Annotated in this window: 27 protein-coding genes; 17 read left to right on the top strand and 10 right to left on the bottom strand. The window is 61.6% G+C overall.

Going from position 1 to position 26,818, the window contains the following annotated elements; all coding sequences use genetic code 11:
• Positions 1 to 79 precede the first annotated feature (79 nt).
• The gene (locus tag CXQ94_RS00435; RefSeq protein WP_104086260.1) at positions 80 to 1,543 is read right to left on the bottom strand and encodes a cell wall metabolism sensor histidine kinase WalK; all 1,464 of its coding nucleotides are present in this window, start codon (positions 1,541 to 1,543) and stop codon (positions 80 to 82) included.
• Positions 1,540 to 2,232 carry a response regulator transcription factor gene (locus CXQ94_RS00430; protein WP_104086259.1) on the bottom strand — a complete coding sequence of 231 codons (693 nt, stop codon included), beginning with the start codon at positions 2,230 to 2,232 and terminating at the stop codon, positions 1,540 to 1,542. Before CXQ94_RS00430 ends, CXQ94_RS00435 begins: the two co-directional genes overlap by 4 nt.
• A 164-nt stretch (positions 2,233 to 2,396) precedes the next feature.
• Between CXQ94_RS00430 and CXQ94_RS00425 the strand changes: the two genes are divergently transcribed.
• Together CXQ94_RS00425 and CXQ94_RS00420 are read left to right on the top strand one after the other, a co-directional pair.
• Complete coding sequence (locus CXQ94_RS00425; RefSeq protein ID WP_104086258.1) at positions 2,397 to 3,317, top strand: D-alanyl-D-alanine carboxypeptidase family protein; 921 nt, start codon at positions 2,397 to 2,399, stop codon at positions 3,315 to 3,317.
• On the top strand, positions 3,314 to 3,871 hold the full coding sequence (locus CXQ94_RS00420; RefSeq protein ID WP_104086257.1) for a LytR C-terminal domain-containing protein: 558 nt from the start codon (positions 3,314 to 3,316) through the stop codon (positions 3,869 to 3,871). Before CXQ94_RS00425 ends, CXQ94_RS00420 begins: the two co-directional genes overlap by 4 nt.
• A 101-nt stretch (positions 3,872 to 3,972) precedes the next feature.
• On the opposite strand, the gene CXQ94_RS00415 is transcribed toward CXQ94_RS00420, so the two are convergent.
• Entirely contained in the window at positions 3,973 to 4,203 is a 231-nt protein-coding gene (locus CXQ94_RS00415) for a DUF3073 domain-containing protein (protein ID WP_104086256.1), read from the bottom strand.
• 328 nt (positions 4,204 to 4,531) lie between these two features.
• On the opposite strand from CXQ94_RS00415, the gene CXQ94_RS00410 reads away from it, so the two are divergent.
• Complete coding sequence (locus tag CXQ94_RS00410; protein ID WP_104086255.1) at positions 4,532 to 6,169, top strand: septum formation family protein; 1,638 nt, start codon at positions 4,532 to 4,534, stop codon at positions 6,167 to 6,169.
• A 78-nt stretch (positions 6,170 to 6,247) separates the two neighbouring features.
• On the opposite strand, the gene clpB is transcribed toward CXQ94_RS00410, so the two are convergent.
• Complete coding sequence (gene clpB, locus CXQ94_RS00405; protein WP_104086254.1) at positions 6,248 to 8,869, bottom strand: ATP-dependent chaperone ClpB; 2,622 nt, start codon at positions 8,867 to 8,869, stop codon at positions 6,248 to 6,250.
• A gap of 162 nt (positions 8,870 to 9,031) precedes the next feature.
• Between clpB and CXQ94_RS00400 the strand changes: the two genes are divergently transcribed.
• Complete coding sequence (locus tag CXQ94_RS00400) at positions 9,032 to 9,790, top strand: MerR family transcriptional regulator (protein WP_104086253.1); 759 nt, start codon at positions 9,032 to 9,034, stop codon at positions 9,788 to 9,790.
• Positions 9,791 to 9,803: 13 nt separating this feature from the next.
• Here CXQ94_RS00400 and CXQ94_RS00395 read toward each other — a convergent pair whose 3' ends face one another.
• On the bottom strand, positions 9,804 to 10,493 hold the full coding sequence (locus CXQ94_RS00395; RefSeq protein ID WP_104086252.1) for a ubiquinone/menaquinone biosynthesis methyltransferase: 690 nt from the start codon (positions 10,491 to 10,493) through the stop codon (positions 9,804 to 9,806).
• A 113-nt stretch (positions 10,494 to 10,606) separates the two neighbouring features.
• Here CXQ94_RS00395 and CXQ94_RS00390 point away from each other — a divergent pair, with 113 nt between their 5' ends.
• The 5 genes from CXQ94_RS00390 (at position 10,607) to CXQ94_RS00370 (ending at position 14,344) form a co-directional block, all read left to right on the top strand.
• Positions 10,607 to 11,476: a DUF4031 domain-containing protein gene (locus CXQ94_RS00390; RefSeq protein ID WP_104086251.1), complete on the top strand. Its 870-nt coding sequence runs from the start codon at positions 10,607 to 10,609 to the stop codon at positions 11,474 to 11,476.
• A gap of 27 nt (positions 11,477 to 11,503) precedes the next feature.
• The gene (locus CXQ94_RS00385) at positions 11,504 to 11,929 is read left to right on the top strand and encodes an ASCH domain-containing protein (RefSeq protein WP_104086250.1); all 426 of its coding nucleotides are present in this window, start codon (positions 11,504 to 11,506) and stop codon (positions 11,927 to 11,929) included.
• Between the two features lie 75 nt (positions 11,930 to 12,004).
• Positions 12,005 to 12,664, top strand: a complete 660-nt coding sequence (locus tag CXQ94_RS00380; protein ID WP_104086249.1) for a pentapeptide repeat-containing protein — start codon at positions 12,005 to 12,007, stop codon at positions 12,662 to 12,664.
• Positions 12,665 to 12,795: 131 nt separating this feature from the next.
• The gene (locus CXQ94_RS00375) at positions 12,796 to 13,779 is read left to right on the top strand and encodes an aldo/keto reductase (RefSeq protein ID WP_104086248.1); all 984 of its coding nucleotides are present in this window, start codon (positions 12,796 to 12,798) and stop codon (positions 13,777 to 13,779) included.
• 25 nt (positions 13,780 to 13,804) lie between these two features.
• Positions 13,805 to 14,344, top strand: a complete 540-nt coding sequence (locus CXQ94_RS00370) for a dihydrofolate reductase family protein (protein WP_219816963.1) — start codon at positions 13,805 to 13,807, stop codon at positions 14,342 to 14,344.
• A gap of 9 nt (positions 14,345 to 14,353) precedes the next feature.
• On the opposite strand, the gene CXQ94_RS00365 is transcribed toward CXQ94_RS00370, so the two are convergent.
• Positions 14,354 to 14,827 carry a small multi-drug export protein gene (locus CXQ94_RS00365; protein ID WP_104086247.1) on the bottom strand — a complete coding sequence of 158 codons (474 nt, stop codon included), beginning with the start codon at positions 14,825 to 14,827 and terminating at the stop codon, positions 14,354 to 14,356.
• 145 nt (positions 14,828 to 14,972) lie between these two features.
• Between CXQ94_RS00365 and CXQ94_RS00360 the strand changes: the two genes are divergently transcribed.
• The 3 genes from CXQ94_RS00360 to CXQ94_RS00350 are packed head-to-tail and all read left to right on the top strand — an operon-like array spanning position 14,973 to position 18,475.
• Positions 14,973 to 16,178, top strand: a complete 1,206-nt coding sequence (locus CXQ94_RS00360) for a sensor histidine kinase (protein WP_104086246.1) — start codon at positions 14,973 to 14,975, stop codon at positions 16,176 to 16,178.
• The gene (locus tag CXQ94_RS00355) at positions 16,175 to 16,801 is read left to right on the top strand and encodes a DNA-binding response regulator (RefSeq protein ID WP_104086245.1); all 627 of its coding nucleotides are present in this window, start codon (positions 16,175 to 16,177) and stop codon (positions 16,799 to 16,801) included. Before CXQ94_RS00360 ends, CXQ94_RS00355 begins: the two co-directional genes overlap by 4 nt.
• A gap of 57 nt (positions 16,802 to 16,858) precedes the next feature.
• Positions 16,859 to 18,475 (top strand): exo-alpha-sialidase, encoded by a 1,617-nt coding sequence (locus CXQ94_RS00350; protein WP_104086244.1) that lies wholly within the window; start codon positions 16,859 to 16,861, stop codon positions 18,473 to 18,475.
• Here the strand turns inward: CXQ94_RS00350 and CXQ94_RS00345 are convergent.
• Positions 18,472 to 18,966 carry a PspA/IM30 family protein gene (locus CXQ94_RS00345; protein WP_104086243.1) on the bottom strand — a complete coding sequence of 165 codons (495 nt, stop codon included), beginning with the start codon at positions 18,964 to 18,966 and terminating at the stop codon, positions 18,472 to 18,474. The two genes, CXQ94_RS00350 and CXQ94_RS00345, sit on opposite strands and share 4 nt — an antisense overlap.
• 6 nt (positions 18,967 to 18,972) lie before the next feature.
• Positions 18,973 to 19,551, bottom strand: a complete 579-nt coding sequence (locus CXQ94_RS00340) for a hypothetical protein (protein WP_104086242.1) — start codon at positions 19,549 to 19,551, stop codon at positions 18,973 to 18,975.
• A 139-nt stretch (positions 19,552 to 19,690) separates the two neighbouring features.
• Between CXQ94_RS00340 and CXQ94_RS00335 the strand changes: the two genes are divergently transcribed.
• The 5 genes from CXQ94_RS00335 (at position 19,691) to CXQ94_RS00315 (ending at position 23,632) form a co-directional block, all read left to right on the top strand.
• Positions 19,691 to 20,092, top strand: coding sequence for a YccF domain-containing protein (locus CXQ94_RS00335; RefSeq protein WP_104086241.1), 402 nt, complete (start codon positions 19,691 to 19,693; stop codon positions 20,090 to 20,092).
• A gap of 119 nt (positions 20,093 to 20,211) precedes the next feature.
• Entirely contained in the window at positions 20,212 to 21,684 is a 1,473-nt protein-coding gene (locus CXQ94_RS00330; RefSeq protein ID WP_104086240.1) for an amino acid permease, read from the top strand.
• Between the two features lie 73 nt (positions 21,685 to 21,757).
• Complete coding sequence (locus tag CXQ94_RS00325; protein WP_104086239.1) at positions 21,758 to 22,765, top strand: aldo/keto reductase; 1,008 nt, start codon at positions 21,758 to 21,760, stop codon at positions 22,763 to 22,765.
• Positions 22,766 to 22,790: 25 nt separating this feature from the next.
• Positions 22,791 to 23,024 carry a hypothetical protein gene (locus tag CXQ94_RS00320; RefSeq protein WP_104086238.1) on the top strand — a complete coding sequence of 78 codons (234 nt, stop codon included), beginning with the start codon at positions 22,791 to 22,793 and terminating at the stop codon, positions 23,022 to 23,024.
• Positions 23,024 to 23,632, top strand: a complete 609-nt coding sequence (locus CXQ94_RS00315) for a HutD family protein (RefSeq protein WP_104086237.1) — start codon at positions 23,024 to 23,026, stop codon at positions 23,630 to 23,632. The genes CXQ94_RS00320 and CXQ94_RS00315 overlap by 1 nt, the downstream gene beginning before the upstream one ends.
• A gap of 530 nt (positions 23,633 to 24,162) precedes the next feature.
• On the opposite strand, the gene CXQ94_RS00310 is transcribed toward CXQ94_RS00315, so the two are convergent.
• Complete coding sequence (locus CXQ94_RS00310; RefSeq protein ID WP_104086236.1) at positions 24,163 to 25,365, bottom strand: Gfo/Idh/MocA family protein; 1,203 nt, start codon at positions 25,363 to 25,365, stop codon at positions 24,163 to 24,165.
• Positions 25,358 to 26,578, bottom strand: a complete 1,221-nt coding sequence (locus CXQ94_RS00305) for an ROK family protein (RefSeq protein ID WP_146070188.1) — start codon at positions 26,576 to 26,578, stop codon at positions 25,358 to 25,360. The genes CXQ94_RS00310 and CXQ94_RS00305 overlap by 8 nt, the downstream gene beginning before the upstream one ends.
• Positions 26,579 to 26,818: the final 240 nt, after the last annotated feature.

Raw genomic sequence — 26,818 nt, 5'->3', positions numbered from 1 at the left:
CAACTTCGGACGGCGCTTGCGCAAAAAGCCACCCTTATACGGGTGGCTTTTTGCGCAAGCGCCGTCTTTTTTCGCACTCTTAGCGAAATGGCGGCAACCTCACCGTAAAAGTTGTCGGGTTAACCGCGCTGGTGAGCTTCACCGTGCCGCCGAGCAGCTTGCAATTTTCCTGGACGAGCGACAGCCCCAGACCGCTACCACCACGGCTTCGCGAGGTGTCCGTCTTGTAGAAACGGTCAAAAAGGTGCTCCGCGCTTGCCGCTGGAATGCCCGAGCCGTGGTCGCTGACCTCAACCACCAGCTCAGCATCGCAGAGGAATGCGTGGACGTTGATCGGCGCCGCTCCGTGGTTCACGGCATTGGTTAGCAGATTGGCAACAATCACTTCGAAACGGCGGGGATCCGTGGAAAAGTGCAGCTCATTGGCCGCGCCTACTTCCACGAGGGCCGAAAATCCTCGGCTTTCCACAAGCGCGGCAATGCGCTGGGCCACATCGAAAGTCTCGGCTTGAATGGTTTCCTTCTGGGCATCGAAGCGCGAAATCTCCAGAAGATCCTCCGTCATCGCCGAGAGTCTGCGGGCGGCGCGTGCTGTGACCATGGCCGCTTCCTGAACGTGTTCGGGATCGCCAGCGCTGTGCTCCAGCACATCCGCCATGGCCACCATGGCCGTGACGGGCGTTCTGATTTCGTGCGAAACATCCGCCACAAAACGCCGGGAAGCAGCTTCTTTCTGCGTCAGTTCGGCCAAGGTTTCATGCAGCCTGCTGTGGGCGGCATTAAAAGCCTCAACCAACCCTGTCAGTTCCTGTACCCCGCGTACGTCCAGTTCCAAAGCTCCCTGGCCAGCGTCAAGCTTGTCCACGGCGGAGCGCAATTGACGTACTGGCCGGGATATCCAACGACCCAAAAGTGCGCCAGATAAGGCGGCCAGTATGGCCATAATCCCCACCAACCAAAGCGTGGAGGCGGCCAGGGCGTTGACTTGTTGCTGTTGCTTTTCCATGGGGTAGCTGGCGTAGAGGAAGGCTTCAACTGTCCTGTCTTTTGAACCACTCGCTGCGTCTGTTGGGTTGACGGCGCCGCCGGTGTACCCCTCGGATCTGACGTTGAGGCTCACCGGCGCGCCGATCAAAAAGCGGTAGCTCAAGCCGTAGCGTTCGCGCCACCATCCCACAGTGCCGTTTGATTGCACGCGCGCCTGGAACGACGCCGGAATTCCGTCAAGGGCCGCCTGTTCAGCGGTTCCTGGCACCGAGGTGAATACCAACGCGGAAATTCCGCGCATTCGCTCACTCGCCCTAGCCGCAATCTCGCTGTCGGTCAGTTTCTGGCACTCATCGGGAGCACAATTGATGGGTGCCGTGGCCTCCTCTCGCATCGCCGCGAACTGGTCAAAGAGACGGTCTTGCTCTGCGGAGAAGATGTTGTTTCTGGCGCTGGTGTACATCACTCCCCCGGTCACCACCACGGCAATGACGGCTATCAAAGCACAGCTCACGGCGAGTCTGGCCCCGAGGCCGGCAAAGAAATTGCGCATCATTGAAGGTCGAATCTGTACCCGAACCCGCGGACCGTGGCAATAATCTTGGGCTGTGAAGGGTCCCGCTCCACCTTGCTGCGCAGCCGTTGGATGGAGGCGTCCACCATCCGGGATTCGTTGAGGTAGTCCGTTCCCCACACGTCGCGCAATAGCTGTTCCCGGCTTCGCACCTGCCCCGGGTGCTTGGAAAGCTCAAGCAGCAGCCTGGTCTCCGTCGCCGTCAATGGCACAGCCTCACCATTGATGCTCGTGACCAAGGACTTGCGGTCCAATCGCAGCGCTCCACTGGTGACGACGTCGGACTCGCCGGCAGGTGCAACGGGCAGGGAGCTCCGACGCAGCAAGGCACGGATCCTGGCATCCAACAGATAAGGCTCAACAGGTTTGACTACGTAGTCATCCGCGCCTGACTCCAGGCCAAGTACGACGTCGGCGTCATCACCCCGTGCTGTCATCATGATGATGGGGATCTGCGAGACTGCACGAATTCGCCGGCATACTTCCCGACCGTCGAGGTCCGGCAGCATCAAGTCAAGGACCACCAGATCGGGGCCGGGAACTTCTGTGGCGAGGGCCACCCCCTCACCGCCAAGGAAACAGCCAGCAACGCTATGCCCCCGCTGGGAAAGCGCCAACCGGAACGCCGCATTGATGTCTGGATCATCTTCCACCAGAAGAATGTTTGCCACAGTTTCCCCCGGCGTTGTTAGGCACGATTTTCCATTGTTTTATGGCTCCATCCTATGGCGGGTCTGGGCGGGTCGGGCGCGATCATGCGCCGTTTGGGAATTCTGTGACACGTTGGTGACAAAGTCAGAACACGTCACAGATATTGGCTTCCTAGCGTGGGATTATGCAACCATTCCGTACGCGAGCCCTAGCCCTAGTTGCCGTCCTGGTATTTGCCCTGACGGGTTGTGCCAGTGACGCCTCACCACGAGATGAGACTCTTCCGTCCTTGGCAGTTCAGGTCCGCTGGCCCGCCATGGACGCCAGCCTGGCCACCTTGGCAAACGCCGCCCCGGAGGTAAGTAATCCGCATGCAAAGCCCCGGCCCACCGCCAGCACGGCCAAGGTGATCACTGCGCTGGTGGTACTTAAGGAGCATCCCTTGGCGGTGGGTGCCCAGGGCCCGTCCGTTGTCATGGATGGCGCTGATGTGGAGCTCTACGAAGACTATGCCAAGCGCGGGGGAACCTACCTGCCCGTCTACAGAGGCATGAACATGAGCCAGTACACCATGCTCCAGGCGATGCTCCTCCCCTCGGCAAACAACATTGCCGATACCCTGGCGGTTTGGGCCTTCGGTTCTATGGATGCCTACCGGCAGTCAGCCACCAGCTTTGTGAAATCGCTGGGCATGCAATCCACCACCATCGGTTCCGATGCCAGCGGCTACGACTCCTCCACTACCAGCACGGCGGGCGATCTGGCACTTCTGGCCCGTGCAGCGATGCAGAATCCAACGATTGCGGCGATCGTGGGTCAGGAAACTGCACTCATTCCAGGCTATGGGCCTGTCAGTAATACCAACTCTCTCCTGGGCCAGACCGGCATAGTGGGCTTGAAAACCGGGACCACTCCCGAGGCCGGCGGTGTGTTCATGTTTGCCGCCCACGTGAGCCTTGGCGGAGGACCAACCATGGTGGTGGGAGCCGTCATGGGTGCCGGAAAGTCGTCGGCCGATGCCATGACTGAGGCCCAGCAACTGCTCTCTTCTGTCCGCGCAGTGCCCGCAGCTACCGGCGTTGCGAAAGCGCTGAGCACGCCGTGACGGTCGCCAAGCAGCATGCCGGCGAACCATTGAAGTTACTGGCATTTTTTACCGTGGCGGCAGCAGTGGCGGCAACGGCAGCGGCAGCTCTCGGCTTGGGACTTGGCAGCGCCGCCGGACGATTCTTGCCTGCGACGCCCCCGCCCTGCCCCACTCAACTAGTGGACAAGGCGGCGCTTGGCGGCTGGAGTGTGGACGTCTACAACGCCTCCGGAACGGCAGGGGTTGCCGCCGACGCTGCCCAGCTCCTCAAGGATCGCGGCGTTGGAGTCGGCACGGTGGGCAATCAGCAAGCCCACGCCCTCAAAGTCCCCAGCGGCAAGCAACCGCCGGGCGTGATTATTGCTGCACCAAAATCCGGCTACACCCAGGCAGCCGCGCTTCAGGCGTTGCTCCCCGAGTCAATCTTCATGCCCGACGGCGACGCTTCTAGCCTGCGCATTTACCTCACCAAAGCATTGGCCCCCACAGACGCGGCCACGATCGATTCAGCTTCTGCAGCTGCGACTCAAATCCGCCTGCGGTGTGTCGGGCAGCCTGCGAAACAAGACTAGAGAGATCTGGGGGTCGCGGGGACAACAAAATCCCCGCCCGTCGCCTCAGCTTATTTGCTGTGCGTCGTGCAGGGTTTGTTGCGTTTGGTGTCTAAGCGGTCCTAGCCAATACGGCGGGTGTCCACGTCGTCGTCTTCCTCAAACTGATCCGCATATTTGTCTTCATATGCTGAATAATCGGGCTCTGCAGGAACCTCAATGTGACGGCTCGGGGCTCGCCGAGTAGTTCCACCGAGCTCTTTTTGCAGAGCTGAATAATCAGTGTTCGGGGAGTAGTACTTAATGTCCCGAGCCTGCTTGGTTGCCTTCGCCTTTTGACGGCCGCGCCCCATGGCGTGACCCCCTTTTACACTTGGACCGGAGGTGGTCGCTCGGGCTGAGAGCGAGGCTCCGGAATATTCGGTCAATTTGTCGTACTCCTAGATTACATTAGTTCTGCACCAACCGCGCCCGCCCATGGGTTGTTCTCCCCACCGCCGTGTCTGGAATATTCTCAAACACCCCCGTAATGTTCGGTAGAGTCACATATATGGGGAGTTAATTCCCGCGGGGGAAGCAATATTTGCGCTGTGGGCCAAAGTTTCTGGCGCAAAGAAATTTTCCCTGTTCACGCAATAAGATTGCGCCGCACCTCTGTGCGGCAGGGAAGGAACGTTCGTCATGAACGACCAGGAAAACGGAAACGATCAGCAGGCCGAGGCGAAACCTCCGGTACCTGGCGCGGACGACGCGGCAACGACTGAGTCCGCAGAGCTCCCCGAATCGGACTACGAATTTGCCGAACCTCAGCTGGATTCCGCTGAGATCAGCCCCGATGTCGCCGAAAGCGTGAATCTGGAGGAGGTCGCCGCCGAGGCCGCCGAGGTTGAACGCCAAGCCGAACATTCGGCTGAGCTGCCGGCGTCGGAAGTCATCGCCTCCATCCCGAAAACGGGCATCGCCTTTGACGCCCCCGCCACGCATGGCGACTGGGACGTGGATGAGTCCACCGTCCTGCGCACCGATTTCACCAAGCCCCCCGTGGCCAACAACCCTTGGACTCCCCCGGCCACGACGGCGCCTGGCGCAGTTGAGCCGGCCGCCGCTGACACGGCTGAGCCTGCGTCGAATGCACCCGTTCCGCCACGCCCGACCGCACCTCCCGAGCAGGCCCCAGCTGCAGAAGCCACCCCTGCGGGCAGCGGACCCGAGGCAGCGTCATCCCACATTGGTCGCAGTGTGGACGACGGTTCCGGCTGGCGTCGTCCCGAAACACAGTGGCAGCCCAGGGCCAACGCGTGGCAGTCCCCCGGCCAGGTGGCCCAGGGCGTAGTAGACGCAGCCGCACTGGCCGCGTCTCAGAATTCTGCTCAGGGCGAGCCGGCACCCGGCCAGCCCGGGGCCACTCCTGTGGCCCCGGCCGACGCCCAGCCGAAGCCCGGAAACCCAGCACCCTACGGCACACCCGGAACACCGGTTCCCCCGCCGCCTTACGGTGCTCCTGTCCAGGCAGGGCCCCAGCCGCCGTATGGTGCACCCACGCAGCATGGCGCCGCCCAGGGCGGGCCGGCTCAGGCCAATGCGGGACAGGGCGCTGTGCAGCCCGGCGTTCCGCCTGTCCCACCGGTTCCCGGCTACCCGGGCCAGCCGGGTGCGCCGTGGCAGGGCGGCCCGCAAGGACCAGGGTTCCCTGGAGGCCCGCAGGGTCCCGGAATGCCCGGTGGTCCGCAGGGTCCGCAGGGCCCCGGCCAGGGATCACCGGGAAACAAGAACAAGTTGTTCATCATTTTGGGCGTGGCAGTGGTGGGCGTGGCCCTCATTATCTTGCTGATCTGGATTCTGGTCGGATTGCTCGGAGGCGGCGGAAAGTCGGATGCGGGCGATACCGCCAAGCCCACGGCGACATCGGCTGCCAGCGACAACGCGAGCACCCCCGCCTCGGATGCGGCCGGCGCAAGCGGGCTCATCGTGGAGCAGGCCAAGCCCCTGGAGTGGCTGGAGGCTGACTGCCTGCGCGGATTCACCACAGTAACCAAGCCCGCCGACGTCGTCCTGTGCAGTACCCCGCACGCGGCACAGGTGGTTGGCACGTTCGAGTACAGCATGACAGACACCTTCCCCGGAGCGGATACCGTCAAGGCCAAGGCCGCCGATGTGTGTGGTGCCGTTTCCCTGACGGATGCGGCAAAGTCCTACAAGGGCCTGAAGTCCTTCAACGTCTTCCCGACCTCAGGGTCCTGGGACAACGGCGATCGCACCATTCAGTGCATCATCGTTGACCCGTCAGGTGACAATTTGAAGGAATCGTTCATCTCCTAGCCCGCAAACGGCAAAGCAACGCAAAGGGCTGTCCCGGTGGATTATTCCACCGGGACAGCCCTTTGTACTGTGCAGGTACTACTTACGCGTGACGCTCAGTCCGGCATCCCCCGCTGAAACATCATCCAGCGTCAGGGTGTCGAAGTCCGATGCCGTGTCCACCAGTACGGTGTCCCCATCGGTGATTTCACCGGAGAGGATCGCCTTAGCCAGCTGGTCACCGATTTGGCGTTGCACCAGACGGCGCAGCGGACGGGCACCGTAGGCCGGGTCGTATCCGGTGAAGGCCAGCCACGACTTGGCCGCATCGGTGACCTCCAGGGTCAGTCGACGGTCATGCAGGCGGCCGGCAAGGGCCTGTACCTGCAAGTCGACAATCCGTGACAACTCTTCGACACTGAGGGCGTCAAACATGACGATCTCATCGAGCCGGTTCAGGAACTCCGGCTTAAAGGAAGACTCCACCACAGACATGACCAACTTGCGCTTTTCGGCCTCTGACAGGTTCTGGTCCACCAGGAACTGTGAGCCCAGGTTGGAGGTCAACACCACAATGACGTTGCGGAAATCGACCGTGCGTCCTTGCCCGTCGGTGAGGCGGCCGTCGTCGAACACCTGCAAAAGGATGTCAAAGACCTCCGGGTGGGCCTTCTCGACCTCATCCAGCAGCACCACAGAGTAGGGCCGACGGCGCACGGCCTCCGTCAGCTGCCCACCCTCGTCGTAGCCGACGTAGCCCGGAGGCGCACCGACCAGGCGCGAGACCGAGTGCTTCTCGGAGTACTCGCTCATGTCGATGCGGATCATGGCGCGTTCGTCGTCGAAGAGGAAGTCGGCAAGTGCCTTCGCAAGCTCCGTCTTACCCACACCGGTGGGCCCCAAGAACAAGAACGAACCCGTGGGCCGGTCGGGATCGTTGATCCCGGCCCGGGCGCGGCGGACCGCGTCCGACACCGCCGTCACGGCCTTGGACTGGCCGATCAGCCGGGACCCCAGCACATGTTCCATCTGCAACAGCTTCTGGCTTTCACCCTGGAGCATGCGCCCGGCCGGGATGCCCGTCCACGCCGAGATGACCTCGGCAATGTCGTCGGCAGTGACTTCTTCGGCCACCATCAGATCGGGCTTGTCGATGGACTCCTCCTCGGCGGCGGCAGCCTCCAACTGGCGCTGCAACGCCGGGATTTCCCCGTACAGGATCCGGGAAGCCTGCTCCAGATCGCCGTCGCGCTGTGCCTTGTCCGCAATGGAACGCAGCTCGTCCAGCTTGGCCTTCAAATCACCCACGCGGTTCAGCCCGGCCTTCTCGGCCTCCCAACGCGCATTGAGTCCGGCCAGTTCTTCCTTTTTGTCGGCCATGTCAGCACGCAGCGCTTCTAGACGCTCCACCGAGGCTGCGTCCGTCTCGCCGCTAAGTGCCAGTTCCTCCATGGTCAGCCGGTCCACGGCGCGGCGGAGCTGGTCGATCTCCTCCGGTGCCGAGTCGATCTCCATGCGCAGCCGTGAGGCCGCCTCATCCATCAGGTCGATGGCCTTATCCGGCAGCTGCCGGCCGCTGATGTAGCGGCTGGACAGTGTTGCGGCGGCAACCAGCGCGGAGTCGGCAATGGCCACCTTATGGTGAGCCTCGTAGCGCTCCTTCAACCCGCGCAGGATACCAATGGTGTCCTCAACACTGGGCTCACCAACGTAGACCTGCTGGAAACGGCGCTCCAGCGCCGGGTCCTTTTCGATGTTCTCCCGGTATTCGTCCAGGGTGGTGGCGCCGATGAGGCGCAACTCGCCGCGAGCCAGCATGGGCTTGAGCATGTTGCCCGCGTCCATGGATCCCTCGGATGCGCCGGCACCCACCACTGTGTGGATCTCGTCAATGAACGTGACAATCTGCCCGTCCGAGGCCTTGATCTCCTCCAGCACGGCCTTGAGGCGCTCCTCAAATTCGCCACGGTACTTGGCCCCGGCCACCATGGCGGCAAGGTCCAGGCTGATCAGGGTCTTCCCACGCAAGGACTCGGGCACGTCGCCCGCCACCATGCGCTGGGCCAGGCCCTCGACGACGGCGGTCTTGCCGACACCGGGCTCCCCGATCAGAACCGGGTTGTTCTTGGTGCGCCGGCTCAGGACCTGGACCACGCGGCGAATCTCGGAGTCGCGCCCAATCACGGGGTCAAGCTTGCCGGTGCGGGCGATGGCCGTCATGTCCACGCCGTACTTTTCCAGCGCCTCGAAGGTGTTCTCTGGATCGGGCGAGGTAACCTTCCCCTCCCCCCGAACAGAGGGCAGCGCAGCATCGAGCGCAGCCTTGGTGGCTCCTGCGTGCCGCAAGGCAGTTCCTGTTTCGCCGGCGTCGACCGCCAGGCCAAGGAGCAGGTGCTCGGTGGAAACGTAGCTGTCACCCATCTTCTCGGCCTCCTGCTGCGCGGCCTGAACGGCCAGCAGGGTGTTGCGGCTGAGCTGGGCTTGGGCAACCGATGTGCCCGACGACGACGGGAGGTTGCGGATCGCTGCACTGGCGGCGACGCTGACCTCATCCGGGTCAACACCGGCGCCCTTCAGCAGCGCCACGGCAACACCTTGACGCTGATCCATAAGGGCTTTGAGCAGATGGGCGGGTTCCACCGTTGGATTACCGGCCGTTGAGGCGTTCATGGCCGCGGCGGAAAGAGCCTCCTGGCTCTTTGTGGTGAATTTGGCGTCCAAGAGAGGTCCTTTCGTTAGCTGTCGAAAATTGGGGGCGACTCAGCTCCTACAAAGTTGAGTCTATTACGCTCAACTTAGTTATGGGGGATCTTATTCCAGAATCTTTCCCGCCTGGAAAATTAACTTGACCTTGACGCAGCGTCAAGCTTTAGCGTTGTGGCTATGGACCTTTCAATTCAGCAAGTCGCGTCCCTGACGGGCACCACAAGCCGGACTTTGCGCCACTATGGCGACATTGGCTTGCTGGTGCCGAGCCGCATTGCCAGCAATGGTTACAGGCATTACGACCAAGCATCGTTGGTGCGCCTGCAGCGCATCCTACTGTTGCGCGAGCTGGGGCTGGGACTGCCCGCTATCGCTGCCGTACTCAAGCATGAAACTTCCCCCACCGAGGCGTTGGCGGCACACGTGCTGTGGCTGCGTGCGGAGCAGCAGCGGCTTGGCAGGTTGATTGAGTCCGTCGAGAAAACCATTGCAGCACAAGAGAAAGGCGAGGAAATCATGGCCGAGAACATGTTTGACGGCTTTGACCACACACAATACAAGGACGAGGTGGAACAGCGCTGGGGAAAGGACGCCTATGCCCGCGGCGACACCTGGTGGCGGGGCATGTTGCCGCTTGAAAAGCAAGAGTTGAAGGAGCTGGTCGCCGCCCTGAACAGCGACTGGATTGCCGCGTCCACCAGCACGGTGGCACCGGATTCGACTCAGGCGCAGGAGCTTGCGCAACGCCATGTGGCGTGGCTGGCCTCAGTTCCCGGCACCCCGGCTTCGAAGCCCGGCGGTGACATGAAGGGATACGTCCTGGGATTGGCGCAAATGTACGTTTCCGACGAAAGGTTCGCGGCCAACTACGGCGGACTGGCGGGAGCAACATTTGTCAGGGATGTCTTGACAACTTACGCCGAGCGGGATCTGTAGTCACCGGCACCACCTAGCCGGGTTTGCTGGCCGTCCAAATCATGTTGGTGCCCATGAATTTGGGCTTCACCTGGACGTCCACAAACCCGGCCTGATGGAATCGGAGCCGCAGTGCTTCAGGGCTCAGGAATCCAAGGGTTGAGCTCACCAGGTACTTGTAGGCGTCACGGTCCCGGCCGATGAGCGTCCCCAGTGTCGGTACAACCACGCGCATTCCGACGCGGATGAACGGCCCAAGGAGGCCTGCGGGCGGTGACGTTTCCAGCGCTGCGAGGACTCCTCCGGGCTTGAGGACCCGGAACTGTTCGGCCAAAACACGGTCCAGGTCACTCACATTCCTGAGCAGGTATCCGTGCGTCACGGCGTCGAACTCGCCGTCCGCGAAGGGGAGCTCATGCGCGTCGGCGTACTGCCAATCGATGCTTGAATTGCCGGCGATATGGCGGGCCATCTCCAGCATGGATTCGGAGAAATCGGCTCCGATGATGGCGGCAGAGGGATTCAGCTCGCGAACGGCCCTGGCGATGACACCAGTTCCTGTGGCCAGATCCAGGTAGCTGCTCCCTGACCGTGAGCTGGCAAACTGTGCAACGTCCCGGCACCAGTTTTTGTGCGAATCCAGCGTCATCAGCCTGTTCATCAGGTCATAGCGCCGGGCGATGTTGTTGAATGTTGCCTGAACGCTTGAATCTTCGTTTCGCATTGCCACTAGCCCTTACTTTGTTTGCTGGACAGCAGTGAGTCTATGCGCGGTTGCCGGAGCGGGCACATTCACCAGCTGGCGGGTACCGAGCCGGGCGGGCCTAAACTGGGGCCATGATCTTCATCGATCCTCCCCTGTGGCCGGCGCACGGCACGGTGTTCTCGCACCTGATTTCGGACACGTCAGTGTCCGAGCTTCACGCCTTCGCTGCAGCGGCTGGGGTGACGAAGCGGGCATTCGACTTGGACCACTATGACGTCCCGGAGCGCATTTATGCGGATCTTGTGGCGGCAGGGGCCGTCCCCATCTCAGGCAAGGACCTGGTGCGGGTGCTGGTTGCCTCCGGACTGCGCATTAAGGCCAAGCACAGGCCAAAGTCAACCGGTTCGGCGCTGCAATACCGCTGGGACACGCTCCTGCCCGGGCAGGGAGATTTGGGCGCGGAACTGCTCCAACGCTGGTCCGAACCCCACCGAAATTACCATTCGAGCACTCATTTGCTGGCCATGCTGGAGGCGCTGGATCTACTCACGGACGGCGCTGCGCCGCACACCGTCCTGCTGGCCGCATGGTTCCATGACGCCGTGTACAAGGGTGTGGCAGGAACCGATGAACAGGAGTCCGCGGACTTGGCGCACGCACACCTTTCCGGATTGTTGCCTGCCGGTGAGGTGGCGGAGGTTGTGCGACTGATCCTGCTGACGGCCAGCCACTCCCCTACGCTTGCGGACCACGACGGCGCCCTCCTGTGCGACGCAGACCTCGCCGTCCTGGGCGGGTCACCGACAGATTATGCGCGCTACCTTGCTGGGGTGCGGCTGGACTACGCCCACGTCACGGCGCCCGATTTCGCCAAGGGAAGAGCCGGCGTCGTGCGTCAATTGCTGTCCCTCGATCCGCTGTTTCGCACGGAAAGAGGACGCGATTTGTGGGCGGCACCGGCACGCGCCAACCTCACAGCTGAGCTGCTGGCACCGAGCTGAACGTCGCCCGGGCAGTACGCTGAAGCTATGAACGATTACAGCTCCCTGCCTGTCTGCGAGTTCGCGTTCCCCGGACCTTTACGGGATCAACTTGTCGCGGCGATTTTGGCCGGTGCAAAGACTTCCACCACGGGCACGCTCATCGAGTATGAAGTTGAGGGCGAGGACCTGCCAACCGTTGGCTTGCAGGAAGCGGTCGTCGATTCCGCTGGCAAGCGGGTCGCCGTAATTGAGATGACGGAGGTGCGTCTGGCACGCCTGGCGGATGTGGACCTTGCCCACGCGATTGATGAAGGCGAAGGGTTTACCACTGTGGCCCAGTGGCGGGCCGGTCACGAGGAGTTCTGGCACTCCACGGACATGCGTTTGGCATTGGCGGATCCCGAATTTACCGTCCACGACGACACCATGCTGGTGCTCCAACGGTTCAAGCTGATTGCCTCGCTCACCTAGTGCCGCTTCCGGCTGGCCCGTAGAGTGGCCGGATGGAGACCGTGGGGATTGTCCGCGGCTGGGTAGGCTTGGTCCATGGCCTCAAAATCTGCCCCACGCGCACCCCGTCTCACTCCTCTTCGCCTGCACGACCTCGCCGAGAATGAGGATGCGTTCTTCGGCCCGGGTGACACCTATGACGGCCAGAGCTTTGAGCGCCCGGCCTTTGACGGCACCGATCTGACCTCAACGGACTTCCTTGACTGCGCCCTGCAGGGCCCCACATTCAACGACGCCCAGCTGCGCGGCACCCGCTTCCGCGGCACGTCCATCACCGACAGCTTCGCCCCGGTCCTGAAAGCCACCCGGACCAGCTGGCGCGATGTGGAGATCACCACACCGCGGTGGGGATCTGCCGAACTCTATGACAGCACCTGGCAGTCGGTGCGAATCGACGGCGGCAAACTGGACTTCCTGAACTTGCGCGCCGCGAAAATCACCGACCTCCAGATCAGCGACTGCATCATCGGCGAACTGGACTTGGGCGGCGCCACAGTCACCCGGCTGGCGCTCAAAAACTGCCGGATCGGAACCTTGGACATCCAGCAGGCCACCCTGAAGGACGTCGATTTGCGCGGCACCGACTTCCGGACACTTAACGGCGTCGGATCCATGGCCGGCGTCGTCATCGACGACTACCAGTTAACCCTCCTTGCCCCCATCCTCGCCGCACACTTGGGTATCACGGTGGCCTGAGGCGCCAAGACTGCCAGCGAACTGCCAGCCGCACACCCCTTGCCCTGCGCGCCCAATTGCAGGAGCATTCTTGTGAAACCACCCTCCCGGAGCGCTCCGGCGAGCCATCCACACCAAAGGCTGAAGACAAGATGAAGACGATGAAATTGGGACGCCAGGGCCTGGAAGTTTCCGTTGAAGGACTCGGAGCCATGGGCATGAGCGCGTTTTATGGGGACAGGGACGACGCCGAATCCTCCGCGACCCTGAACCGCGCCCTTGACCTTGGGGTCACCTTGATCGATACGGCCGAGATCTATGGGCCGTTCCTGAACGAGCAGCTCATTGCCACGTCCATCGGGCACCGTCGCGACGAGTATGCGCTGGCCACCAAATTTGGCAGCGAGGTCACCGACGACGGCGAACGCGGTCCAGTGAACGGCAGCCCCGCCTATGCGCGCAAGGCATTGGAGCGTTCCCTGCGCAACCTCCGCACCGATTCGGTGGACCTGTATTACCTGCACCGCGTAGACCCCAACACCCCCATAGAAGAGACGGTGGGTGCCATGGCCGAGTTCGTCAAGGAGGGAAAGGTACGCTATTTGGGCCTGTCCGAGGCGGCGCCCGAGACCATCCGCCGGGCCCACGCCGTCCACCCGATCACTGCACTTCAGACCGAATACTCCATCTTTGAGCGCGAGCCCGAAGGCAACGGCGTCCTGGACACCGTCCGCGAACTCGGCATCGGCTATGTGGCCTACTCGCCGCTGGGGCGGGGCTTTCTGACCGGCAAAATCAGCACCCCCGACGATCTCCCCGAAGGCGATTGGCGGCGCGCCCTGCCCCGCTTCTCCCCGGAGAATCTCGCCACAAACCTTGCCCTGGTGGACCGGGTCAAGGCCTTGGCCTCGGAAAAGGGCGTCACGGCGGGGCAACTCGCCTTGGCCTGGGTGCTGGCCCAGGGTGTCTGCGCCATCCCCGGCACCAAGCGCCGGACCTACCTTGAGGAAAATGTGGCGGCCGCGGACATCGTGCTCTCCGCTGCGGAGCTGGCCGCGCTGAATACGGCCGCACCGGCCGGGAGCACCGCCGGCACCAGGTACGACGAGGCCGGGCTGAAGTCGGTCTACAAGTAGGTCCTGGAGCCAAAAGAGGGAGCCAATGATGAGAAAAGTTGTGGCCTACGAACTCCTGTCTCTGGATGGTGTGGCCGAGCGTCCCGATGAGTTCATGACCGAATGGGACGAAGCGATGGATGCCACCTTGGCCTCTGTGATCTCGGACCAAGACACAGTCATTCTTGGCCGCCGAAGCTACAACGAGTGGGCCGATTACTGGCCTGACAGCGACATTCAGCCATTTTCAGCTTTCATCAACGGTGTCGCGAAGTACGTCGCGACGTCCACGCCACTGGACCGCGGGTGGGCGAACGCCACCGCGATCGAGGGCGAGCTCGTCGAATTTGTTAAGGGGCTCAAGGAACTCCCTGGGGCAAGCATCGGCATCCACGCCAGCATCTCGGTCGCCCAGACGCTACTCGCTGCGGGAGTCGTCGACGAGCTGAGGCTCATCGTCGCACCAACCATCGCTGGCAGTGGGCGCCGGCTATTTGCCGACTTGCCGTTGCTCCATTTGGAACTGACCAGCAGCTCCACTTCTCCAACGGGCCACCTCATTCTCGGTTACAAAGTTTTGGCGTAGGCGAATCGCCTAGCGAACCAAGGAGACGCCGAGGGCGGCCAGAACGCCGAAGCCAACACCCCAGACGATGATTGAGATTATCTGCCACAGGATGACTGAGTTCTTGGACGCCCCAAACGAGACCATGGCTGCCGAGGTAATCTGGCTCGGCAAAATTGTTTGACCCAGCAGGCTGACTCCGGCCACGCCATACTTGTCGAACTTGGCCCGCAGTTTCTCCCGGCGGGGCGAGAGCTCTTTGGGAGCCTTGGATGCGACCACTTTGGAGCGCATGCGGTGCGCCATCAACACGAAGGCAAGCATCGAGAGTACGTTTCCGATCACCGCCACCACAATGGCCAGTGCCGGGTTCAAGCCGGTGAGCACTCCCACCACGGCGCCGAAATGGGATTCGACGAGAGGGATTGCCGCGATGAGCAGCACACCGGCCCACTGCAGCAGCGGCGGAAGGGAGGAGGTGAAAGCTTGCAGTTGCTCAATCATGGGGTTCTTCTTTCATGGTTCCGGATGTCGATAAATCCATCTTGTCGCGCCGGAAATGGACCTTGTAGTGCCTTGCTGTCACCGCAATGAGTGCATTTTTGCCTGCTTGGCCATGACAAAATGTCACTACTTTAGACTTGTCCATATGCTCAATTCAGCCGACGCCGGGCCCGGCCGCAGCGTGCAAGCCACGTGGAATTACACTCTCGGATCCATCGTCTTCATCTTTCTGGTGCTCGACACCTCACTCGTCTTGACGGCGCTGGCGGCGTTCGATGACAGGGGCGACACTGTGAATGGCGTTCTGCTTGCGCTCATTGTTGTCTCCTCGGCAATGCACGTTCGGTACAGCTGGTTCCTACGCGCCGGCCTCGGCGGCGGCCTTCCCCGCACGTCGTGGACGCTCGCCCTCCTGGCCCCGGCAGCGGCGGCCTGGGTGGTGGGGATCTTTTCCCCCGGCACCGGGCCTTTGGCCGCGATTCCGCTGTGGTTGGCGCTTTGCCTGCTCGCCTGTCTCCTTCCCAAGGGAAAGCACTGGGCCCTGCTGGCTGGCGGTGCGGTCCTGGTGATGGCGCAACTTGGACTTACCGCCCTCTTGTCCGGGCAGTCGCCGGACCTCAGACCCTTCTCCGGGACCCGGTTCCTGCTGGTGTACGCGGCATTCATGCCATTTGTCCTCCTCACAAGCCTTTGGTGGTGGAAAGTTGTTGTCGAGCTGGACCGGCACCGGCGCATGGCCGGTGAACTCGCCGTCGCCAAGGAAAGGCTGCGGTTCTCCGCCGACCTGCACGACATCCAGGGACATCACCTGCAAGTGATCGCGCTCAAGTCAGAACTTGCCGAACGGATGCTCACCATCGACGTCGAAGCCGCCCGCGAACACATCCACGAAACCAGGGTCATCGCAAAACAGGCTCTTGAGGAGACCCGTTCACTCGTATCGGGGTACCGGGAGATCGCCTTGGAGAATGAGCTGGAAAACGCTCGAGAAGTTCTCTCCGCCGCCGGTGCGCAGTGCGAACTGAAAGTGGACCGGCTCCCGCACAACCCCGCAGCCCACCGGGCACTCGCCATGGCCGTGCGCGAGGCCACCACCAACATCCTGCGCCATAGCGCGGCGACCACGGTTTCCATCACCTTGAGCGCGGCCGCCGACGGGTGCACCCTGACAATTAGCAACAATGCCCTCGCCAGTGCGGTCCGGCCCAACAAGGTCCCCGGCTCCGGCCTCGTTGGTCTGCGCGAGCGCCTCGAGTTACTGGGCGGGCGACTAGACACGAGCACCGACGTCGAACAGGATCGCTTCAAGCTCCAGGCTTGGGTCCCCCAACAACTTGGAGTAAACGCATGAACCATTCAGCAACCCCGCCGCCCATCCGGCTGCTCATAGCCGACGACGAGCACCTGATTCGCGGCGCCCTTGAGGCATTGCTGGGGCTTGAACCCGACATTGAAATAGTGGCAAGCGCCGACAACGGCGTGACGGCAGCCCAGCTCGCCGTCGAAACCAAGCCAGATATCTGTCTCCTCGATCTGGAGATGCCGCAGGCCGACGGGCTCCAGGCTGCTGCCCAAATCCTGGCGACCGTCAGCACCCGCGTCATCATCGTCACCCGCCACGCCCGCCCAGGGGTGTTGCGGCGAGCCCTGGCCACGCGGGTTTCCGGCTTTGTGCCGAAATCGACCCCGGCCGAGGATCTGGCCCACGTGATCCGCGACGTGGCCGCAGGAAAGCGCTACATTGACCCCGAAATTGCGGCGACGGCACTGGCTGCCGAGCGCTGCCCACTCACAGACCGCGAGCTGGACGCCCTGAGGATCAGCCGCTCAACCACCAGCGTGGCGCAAATTGCCGCCCAGCTCCACCTTGCCCCGGGCACCGTGCGCAACTACCTGTCCTCGGCCATGATGAAGCTCAACGTTCCATCCCGGCACGACGCCGCCGAAAAAGCATGGCAGGAAGGCTGGATCTAAGCCCGCCGGGAAACCTCTACCCGGATGCGGGCGCCATATCGCCGTTAGACTAATCAGGTGAAGCTACGTCCTACCTCTGCCGAAATTGTCCTTGCCCGTCGCGGAGTGGCTGGTCACCGCCAGTACCGCATCCCCGCGCTTGCGGTATCCACGCAGGGGACGCTTCTGGCCGCCTATGACGGCCGCCCAAACCTGGACGACCTACCCAACCCGATCGACCTGCTGATTCGGCGCAGCTTTGACAATGGGGCCACCTGGGAGCCGCAGCAGACGGTTCGCACCGGCTCCGGGCTGGATGGCTATGGCGATCCGAGCCTGCTCATCGATACCGAAACCGGGCGCATCTTCTGTTTCCACGCCGCGGGTACTCACGCCGGTTTTTTTGAGGCAGTTGAGGGACTGGACCGCGAGGATGACATCCAGCACGCAGACGTCAGCTATTCCGACGACGACGGCGCCAACTGGCAACACCGCCGCCTCACCGGCATGCTCAAGCGGGAGGGCATGACGGGCCTGTTCGCCGCAGCAGGGGCCGGTATCCGTATTCATGCTGGTCCGTTCAAGGGCCGGCTGGTGCAGCAGTTCGTGGTGCTGTTCCACGGCGAGATCATGGCTGCGAGCGCCTACAGTGATGACCACGGCGATACCTGGACCCTGGGCGAATTCATCGCCGGCGGCAACGAAAACAAGGTGGCGTGCCGCAGTGATGGCACCTTGCTGCTGCATTCCCGAGCCACCCCGCACCGCCTAAGCGCGGTATCTACCGACGGCGGCCACAGCTACACCCCGGCGCAGCCCCACCTTGAGTTGCCTGATCCCAGTGACAACGGCTCGCTGGCCCGTTTTGACGGCCTCCCTAACGTCACTACGCTGGCCACCCCGGACACAGACACGTGGCTGCTCGCCAGCCACAACCATGATTCCTCGCTGCGCAGGAACACTGTCCTGAAACTCTCCCAAGACGACGGCGCCACCTGGCCCTACGCCGTCGTGCTGTGTGCCGGTGGCTCGCAGTACTCCACGGCGGCCCGGCTTCCCGACGGCCGGATCGGTGTGCTCTACGAGCGTCAGGGCTACCAAGAGATCGTGTTTGCCGCGGTTGATCCGCAGGACCTGCTGGACTCCCCCGCAACCTCCCTCACCCACGACGGCGGCACCGCCTACGCTGGCGGGCTCGCCCTTGATGTGGTGTTGCGTTCCATCACCCCCGGGCGCCCCGCCGCGTGGCAAAGCGTTGGTGAGAGCTTCACCCTTACCCAGACCGACGGCGACTGGGACCCCTCGGCCTGGAAGGAAGTGGGGCAGGGCTATTCGCAGGACGCACCCCAGGTGCTTTCCAACCGGGAGTCACAGGATCTGAACTACGGCCCGGTCATCCGCGGCTACAAGGCGGGCGATCTGCTGGCGTTCAGCGGACGCGCCACCAACAATGCGGATTCCGCACGGGAGGTCACGGTGGGGCTCAGTGAAGGCGGGACCATAGTCAGCTCGGCACCGCTGGAGCCGGGACGTTTCCTGGGATTCACGGCCAACTACACTGTGACCGCGGCGGACATTGCCGCCGGCAGTGCGATCGTGAGGTTCACTCTTCGGGCAGTCGGCGGGGACACCCGCCTGGAGGCCACCAAGGCGTTCGCCTTTGGCATGGTCACCGGGAACGTCACCGAATCCTAGCCGGGGCCGTCCAAGTCATCCAGGGACTTGGCAATGCTGTGCCGGGCCTCAGCGGCGGTTTGGGCGGCCTTGAGCGTCTCAGCGGTGACGTTGAACCCGGAGACCCGTGCCTGCATCTGGGTCAGTGAGGTGATCAGCATCGTTTCCTGTTCGGCAAGTGCATCACGCTGCGTCACAAGATCGCCGAGTTGCTCGGCCATGATCAGGTGCCGGGCCAGTGCTGTTTGCGCGGCGCCGGAGTCGCCTGCGTTCTGGCTTGCCGCCGCTTGGTTTTGGAGTGAGTCCATGGCCCGCTGGAGATCTGCCGCCTGAATGTCCAGGCGCTGCCGGCTTACCGACACGTCGGCCACCCCGCGGCGCATGCTCTGTACAGCGGCGAGTTGCTTGAGCTGGGCATCAGCCACGGTGAGTTGGCCCGAGGCTGTGGGCCCGGCGTCGCGCTTGGGTCCTTTCCTGGCGAAGAGCGTACGGAAGCGGGAGAACACACCCATGGGCGCCTAGGAACCGTCGCCGAGATCGGTATATGTGGCGGACCAGTTCTTGAGCATGGTGGCCTCGATCTCCAGGGTGCGGGTGAGGTCCTTGAGATCGACGTCGACAACGGGCGAGGCGGCGCTGGCAAGGGCGTTGCGGATGCCTGTGGCGGTATGGGTGATTTGCTCCACCTGGACGCTGAGGGTCTTTGAATAAACACTTTGCACCGCAGGATCCGGGTCCTGCTGTGCCACCAGCAGCTGGCTCTCCACCACGGTGGAGGCCTGTTGCAGGGTTCGGAAAATGGAATCCAGATTGCCCGTGTACTGGCGCGTGGAACTGGCAACTTCAAGGCTGCGGCGGGTGGCTTCCATGGACTCTTGCAAGCGGATCCGCTGCTTCATGATCTCCCCGAGCGGCCCCGAAGTGGACTCCGCGCGCACCTTCAACGCACTGCGCTTGGCCGATTCATACTTGGGTTTGGAAAGCTTCACCAGGCCCAGGACACCGCGGGAAACCAGCACCCCGATGGTGATGGCGACGCCCACAACAATGGCGATGATGACCAACATGAGTATCAAAAAGACTGTGCCAAAGTCCATGGATTCTTCGTTTCCGTCCCTTGCAATGCGCCGACGTATGGTGCAAATCAGCGTAGCACCGCAGCCTGAGACAAAGATCAGGGGTAAACACAGGGTCTTCCCTGATGTCCGCCAAGGCTGCTTGAGACACAATGGGAACATGAAGACTATCCTCAATATCATCTGGCTGGTGTTTGGCGGATTCTGGCTGGCAATGGGCTACTTCCTGGCCGGAATCGTGTGCTGCATCTTGATCATCACCATCCCGTGGGGCATCGCTTCCTTCCGCATTGCCGGATACGCCCTGTGGCCGTTCGGCCGAATGGTGGTGGACAAGCCCGGCGGCACCGGGGTTGCCAGCACCCTGGGCAACGTCATCTGGATCCTGGTGGCCGGTATCTGGATTGTCATCGGCCACGTCACCACCGCCGTCGCCATGGCCGTGACCATCATCGGCATCCCGCTGGCCATCGCCAACATCAAGATGATTCCCATCTCGCTCATGCCATTGGGCAAGGAGATCGTGCCCACCAGCCGGCCGTTCGTCCCCACCTACCACTGACCTAGCCACCGATCCAGGCGGGTGCCCGCTAAGGATGTGGTTAGCGCCGGATCCGTTCCTCCTCGGAGGGCGTACACTGGCGGGCATCAGAAGAAACATCGTCGTTTCGGGAGGCTGCCATGAGCCAAATACCCAACCCCTACTCCGTTTTGCGGCGCAAGCCCATTGAGGGCGATGACGAGGAAGGGGGCAGCGGACTCTTCAAGAGCCTTGGCCTGTGGCAGTTGACCGCCATCGGCGTGGGCGGCATCATCGGAGTCGGCATCTTCACCTTGGCCGGTGTGGTGGCGCACGGTGACGCCAACAACCCTGCTGTGGGACCCGCCGTCGTCGTGTCCTTCCTCATCGCAGGTCTGGCCAGCGGCGCGGCGGCACTCTCCTACGCCGAATTTGCCGGCATGATTCCACGGGCAGGCTCCGCCTACACCTACGGCTATGTGGCACTGGGCGAGCTGGTGGGCTGGTTCATCGGCTGGGATCTGCTGCTGGAATACATTGCGATTGTCTCGGTGGTGGCGATCGGAATTTCCGGATACTTTAGCGCCTTCATGCAGGGCATCGGCGTGGTGGTGCCGGACTGGATGTCCAGCGCTTTGACCCCCGATACGCCGCACGGACTGATCAACATCCCCGCCGTGGCGGTCTGCCTGCTGGTTACCTGGATCCTGAGCCGGGGATCTAAAAGTTTTGGCCGATTTGAACTGGTGGCGGTCAGCATCAAGGTGCTCTTGGTGCTGGGCATTATTGGGATTGGCGTCTTCCACATCAACACCCAGAACTTTGTCCCGTTCATGCCCAATGGTTTCGGTCCGGTGCTGGCAGGGTCGGCCACCGTGTTCTTTGCCGTGTTCGGCTACGACGCCATGAGTACGGCGGCGGAGGAGGCCAAGGACGGCAAGAAACACATGCCCAAGGCCATCATCCTTTCCCTGATTATTGCCATGGCGCTCTATGTGATGGCCACCTTGGTGCTGACGGGCATGCAAAACTACGCCAAACTCAACCCGGACAGCGCCTTTGCGTCGGCCTTCGATTCGGTCGGAATGCCCACCATCGCCACCATCATCTCCGCCTTTGCCGTGATCTCCATCCTGACGGTCATGCTCACCTTCCTGCTGGGTGTCACCCGGGTCTGGTTCTCCATGAGCCGCGACGGACTGCTACCCAAATGGTTCGCGAAAACCGACGCCAAACGCGGTGTCCCCCAGCGCGTGACCTGGATTGCCGGTGTCTCCTCCGCCATCCTCGCCGGAGTGCTGCCCATCAGGCTGGTCGCGGACCTGACCAACATCGGCATCCTCGCCGCATTCGTTGTGGTGTGCGCGGCCGTGATCGTCCTGCGCCGCACCCGCCCCGAGGTGCCGCGGACGTTTAAACTGCCGTTCATGCCCGTGGTTCCGGCGTTCGGCGTCCTGGCGTCGTTCTTCCTCATGACACAGCTACATTGGGAAACGTGGCTGCGGTTCGTCATCTGGCTGGTGATTGGCTTGTTCATTTACTTCCTGTACGGGCGCAAACACTCCCTCATGAATCCGGACAGTCCGCGCCATGCCCTGAACAAGTCCGACGCCGGGCCGGAGACTTCCGGCTGATCCTTCCGCCACCAGCCGCCACGGCATAGCCTTGGGGACAAGAGCACCCCCTTCCAAGCCGCGAGGATCCAGCATGAAGAAAATATTGCTCGGCGACAATTTTGAAGTCAGCCCGCTAGGCTTTGGCGGCATGGCGCTGACACCCGTGTACGGCGCGGTGGACCCCGCAGAGGCGCTAGCCACGCTCCATCACGCAGTGGATGCCGGTGTCACATTCATCGACACCGCCAATATTTACGGCGGCGGTTCCAACGAGGAGCTCATAGCGAAGTTGCTTGAAACTCGAAGGGATGAGGTCCAGCTCGCGAGCAAGTTCGCCCTGGTGGGCAATCCGGCCACCGGCTACACCGAGATACGCGGCGATGCGGCCTATGTGCGCACCGCGATTGACGAATCACTCCAACGGCTCGGCACGGAGGTCATCGACCTGTACTACATGCACCGCCGGGACCTTCGCGTGCCTATCGAGGAAACAGTGGGCGCCATGGCGGAACTGGTGCAGGCAGGCAAGGTCCGCCACCTGGGTCTTTCCGAGGTCACTTCCGCCGAGCTCCGGACCGCCCACATGATCCACCCCATCACCGCGGTGCAAAGTGAATGGTCCATCTGGAGCCGCGACGTTGAGGCCCATGTGGTCCCGGCTGCTGCCGAACTCGGCGTGGGGCTGGTCCCTTACTCCCCCTTGGGACGCGGATTTCTGACGGGAACAGTCCATGCCGCCGACCTTGGAGCGAACGATTTCAGGCACAACATTCCCCGCTTTGCCGAGGGCGCCATCGACGCGAACCAGTCGGTGGTCGACGCCGTCGCCCGCGTTGCACACGACCTCACCGCGACAACGGGCGAGGCCACAACGCCCGCCCAGGTGGCGTTGGCCTGGCTCTACGCCCAAGGTACCAAGTTCGCCCTGCCGGTGGTCCCCATCCCGGGAACCCGCAGGGCGGCGCGCATCGATGAAAACCTTGGTGCACTGTCGCTTTCCCTGACCACCGCCCACCTTCGCGTGTTGGATGAGGCTGCTGCCGGCGTCGTCGGCCTGCGCACTAAGGACCCTAGCTGGGTCTCGCAGGGCCGCGAGTAAGCGCCGGGCCGCGTAAGCTGGGGCCATGCGTAAAAAAGCCGATTGGCTGGACATCCTGGTTCAGTTTGCCAGTTTTGCCGCCATGATTATGGTGTTTTCCCTGACCCGTTTTGGTCTGCCCATCAAGATTGTGCTCGCCTTTGGTGTGTCACTGGCAATTTCCGGCGCCTGGGCTTACTACAAGCGCAAGATCCGTCGCCATCCTTCCGAGCCCAAACGCCTGCACGTGTACAGCGTGAAGAATGTGGACGAAAAATAGTGGACATCATTCGGTACGCATCCTTGAAAGCTACCCCGTGGGCCAATGGCGGCGGGATGACCCGGCAGCTGGCGGCAGGTTTCGCCGATTCGGTGACGTTGGGCTCCGGTGCCAAGATTAGCAACGCCGAGGCATGGGACTGGCGGATCAGCATTGCGGAGGTGGCCAAGGCTGGCCCGTTTTCGCCCATGCCCGGCATGGATCGAATCCTGACAATCATCGACGGCGAACTGATAGCGCTGACCGTTGACGGTGCCGAGCATGCGCTGGAAAAGTACCGCACGTTCCGTTTTTCCGGCGACTCACAAACGTCTGCCAGCCTGCCCACCGGCGCGCTCATGGACCTGAACGTGGTGACCCGCCGCGGCGCGTTCAAGGGTTACGCCACCATTTTGGAACTCTCCAAGAAGCGTCCACACCCGGTGTTTGCCGGACAGTTTGCCGTGTTGCTTCAGGGAGCCGCCACAGTGTCCGCCGCACCTGCAGCTGACACATCGACCGGTGAACCCTTGGCCAAGCTGGACACGGTGGTGGGATCCGAGGACGCCCCTGAGATTTCCGGCCGCGGTTTCCTGGCCGTAGTGAGCATCGACCCCGCCGACGACTAGGTCCAATTACGGGTAATTGGGCGATTCAGAGTTGCCAACAGACCCTTTTGGGATGTTCCTGCATCACTGGTTGAGATTTTCCATCGCCCGAGTGTGGCCTGCACCCTGCGATCACTTCGTTTGCGAACGATCAGCACTAAGGCTCTCCGGCGTCGTGAATCGCAAATTGCCATAGTCGACCAAGGAGTCCAGACGCGGGGTAGGCGTAGGACAAGGCGACCATGAGACTGCCCCTGCCGTTTTTGAGAGCCAATGAACGCTGGGGCAGTCCCGATGGTACCGGGGGCCGGCCCCGTACTGACCTGTCTGGAGGACATCCAATGAAAGGAAAGCCTCAGCAGCGAAGGCGCCCTTCCCGGCAGGGCGACTGATGGGCCAGCCGCCGCTTACCTGAAGACCGGAAAACGGCGGCCTAGGGATGGCGTTAGCCGGACAACCAGACATTTGCTAAGGGACTGCTGACGGCGGCAAAGTGGGGCCCAACTAGGTAGCGTCCGTATTTTTACACCGCGTTATTGTTGTCGCCGCGATTAGAAGTTATGTGACTCCATTGTCTGTCTAGTCGCTTGGTACGCGTCCACGTTCCGTGGACGCGAATTGTCCCGAATTGACAGGGTAGCTTCGACGGCGACTGCGACTGCATCGCGAGCATAGACGGACGATACGTCTGTGCTCGCATCGAATTCTACGAAGTCTAGGAACTCCTTAACCGTCGCTACGTCGGCTTCCTCGTGGGCCGCACCAGTCCCTTCAACAGGGTATTCACGATCGCCCTGCGCGCTGTAGTTTGACCGCGTGTTCCACAAACGGATCACAGCACCGGCAGCGTCGCCAAAGTTCTCGATCCTCCCCTCGGTTCCGATGACTGTGTAGTTTCGCCAATAATCGGGCGTGTAGTGACATTGCTGGTAGGAAGCGAATACCCCATTGTCCAGGTCCATGAGCACCATGGACAGATCCTCGACGTCAATGACGGGGTTGAGATCAGTCTGGGCAGTGGGGGGCCAAAGTTTCAAGGTCGGATGCGGGATAAAATCAGAGTCGCTGGCAGATCGCCGAGTGCCGGTCTGGTCATAGAGGGTACTTCCGCCCATCGCAACCACTCGCTCAGTTCGGCCGCCTGCCAGCCAGTGGATGACATCAAGATCGTGTGCACCCTTCTGAAGCAGAAGCCCGAATGATCGAGCACGCTCGGCATGCCAATCCCTAAAGTAATAGTCACCACCGTTGCCAACGAAGTGCCTGCACCAGATGGCTTTAACTTCCCCTATTTCCCCGCGTTGGATGATCTCTCGCATGGTACGAACGACGGGCATATGTCGCATGTTGTGGCCAACATAGAGTTTGGTGCCAGATTCAATCGCCGCATCAAGTACAGAGTCGGCATCTTCTATATCGATCGCCATAGGCTTCTCTAGATACACTGCAATACCCGCGCGCAGGAGATCGTTTGCAATGACTGCATGAGTATCGTCGGGCGAAGACACGAAAGCAACATCGATCCCACCTGCTGCAATGGCGTCCTTATGGTCCGTGAAACAGGCAACGTCGTCACCAAAGGTCAGTTTCGCGCGTTTGTGAGCGCTTGGATCGGGGTCTGCGATGGCTACGACGAGACCGCGGGCAGCCCTGGCAACTTCCAGCGCAAGGCCTGAGCGATTCCCCACGCCAACAACCAATACACGGAATTGCTGGGTCGCTTCCCTTGATTGGATCGATGATTCTCTAAGCATATTCTTTGGACTCCAGTCGATTCTTGCTAGGTAGGTTCAGGCATGTTGCGTCAATTTGGGGGGCTGAAAGCCCGTCGATGCCGAAGGCTGAGCTAGAGGTAGATTCGAACCCCCGGACCAGTGCGCCAAGGGCTACTGCGGTGCGGTCGAGTGAAGAGAGGGCGAGCTCGGGCACCGTAGGAATGCTCATATGCAAAGCGACGCGCTCTCTGAGCGGCACTAAAAGCTGATTGCCAGCACGTGATACACCGCCACCGAGTACAACAATGTCCGGGTCAATGGCCAATGAGAGTATGGATATCCCTTCGGCCAGGCCGTCGATGAAGGCCTCTATTTCAGCGGCAGCTTCCGTATTGCCTTGATCTGCCAACTGAAAGACTTCCTCGGTGGAGCGCTGGTCTCGCCAGATAATTTCGCCCTGTTCATCAACGTTGAGATGAAATGTACTTGTCGATGTCTCGCCAGCTGCATTGTGGCGGCCACGACGAAGTTGGCCATCCATGATTAATCCGGCCGACACACGATGGCCAACGAAAACGCAAATGACATCCACAGCCCCACGTGCGTTGCCGCTCCTGTGTTCGGCCACGGCCGCAAGATTCATGTCGTTTTCCAACACAGCTGGACACCCGAGAACCTCTGATACTGCTCCAACGATATCTATCCCCACCCAGTCCGGACGGCGCTGGGAATAGAGAATCTGATTGTCCCCTACCAAACCGGTGACTCCAATCCCGGCCGTGACAATGTTTCGGTGAGCGGGTTCAATTGCAGCCACGAGTTGCTGGACTTGTGAAATCACCTCGGTCAGGGGGCCACCCACCTCTACAGAGGACCTCACTTCAACAGACTCAACTATTGTTCCAGCAAGGTCGCAGACGACCATCCTGGCAGCATGAACGCCTAGATCAATTCCTGCCATGTAGCCCGCTGTCGCGTCAAACTTGTAACGCTTTGCCGGCCTACCGCTCTGATGGGAGTCGAGCTCAGTCTCTACAACCAGTCCAATTGTTGCCAAATGTCCAAATACTGACTCCACCGTTGGCCGCGACAGTGTGGTACGTGCAGATGCCTGACTTAACGTCGACGGGCCATGCTCACGCAGGTCCTGCACGCAAAGGGCTACGTTCCTCTCCCTAATGGACAGTTGATCAAGCGGCGCTAGCGGCTTGTCATGCACCCAGCCACCGGCTGTGAGGTCTATCTCAGCCACAATTGCTGCCCTCCAGTAAACATCTGATGTCCTGACCACTGCTCTTCAGTTGGATACTTATGAAAATGGGTTCCATATATCCATATATTGCCGTATATTGGTTTCAACGTCAACCGCTAAACCGGTCACCGACTGAAAATTTGCCACCACGCACTACCACTGAAATCCAAATAAATACTTGGCCAGTTGCCGTCGCAGATGACGCATCGCTCCGGTATTCGAGGCGGTAGTTCCCTTGCC

This window comes from Arthrobacter sp. GMC3 (genome assembly GCF_002929305.1).
GTDB lineage: Bacteria > Actinomycetota > Actinomycetes > Actinomycetales > Micrococcaceae > Specibacter.
This window is presented reverse-complemented; position numbering and strand designations above follow the sequence as displayed.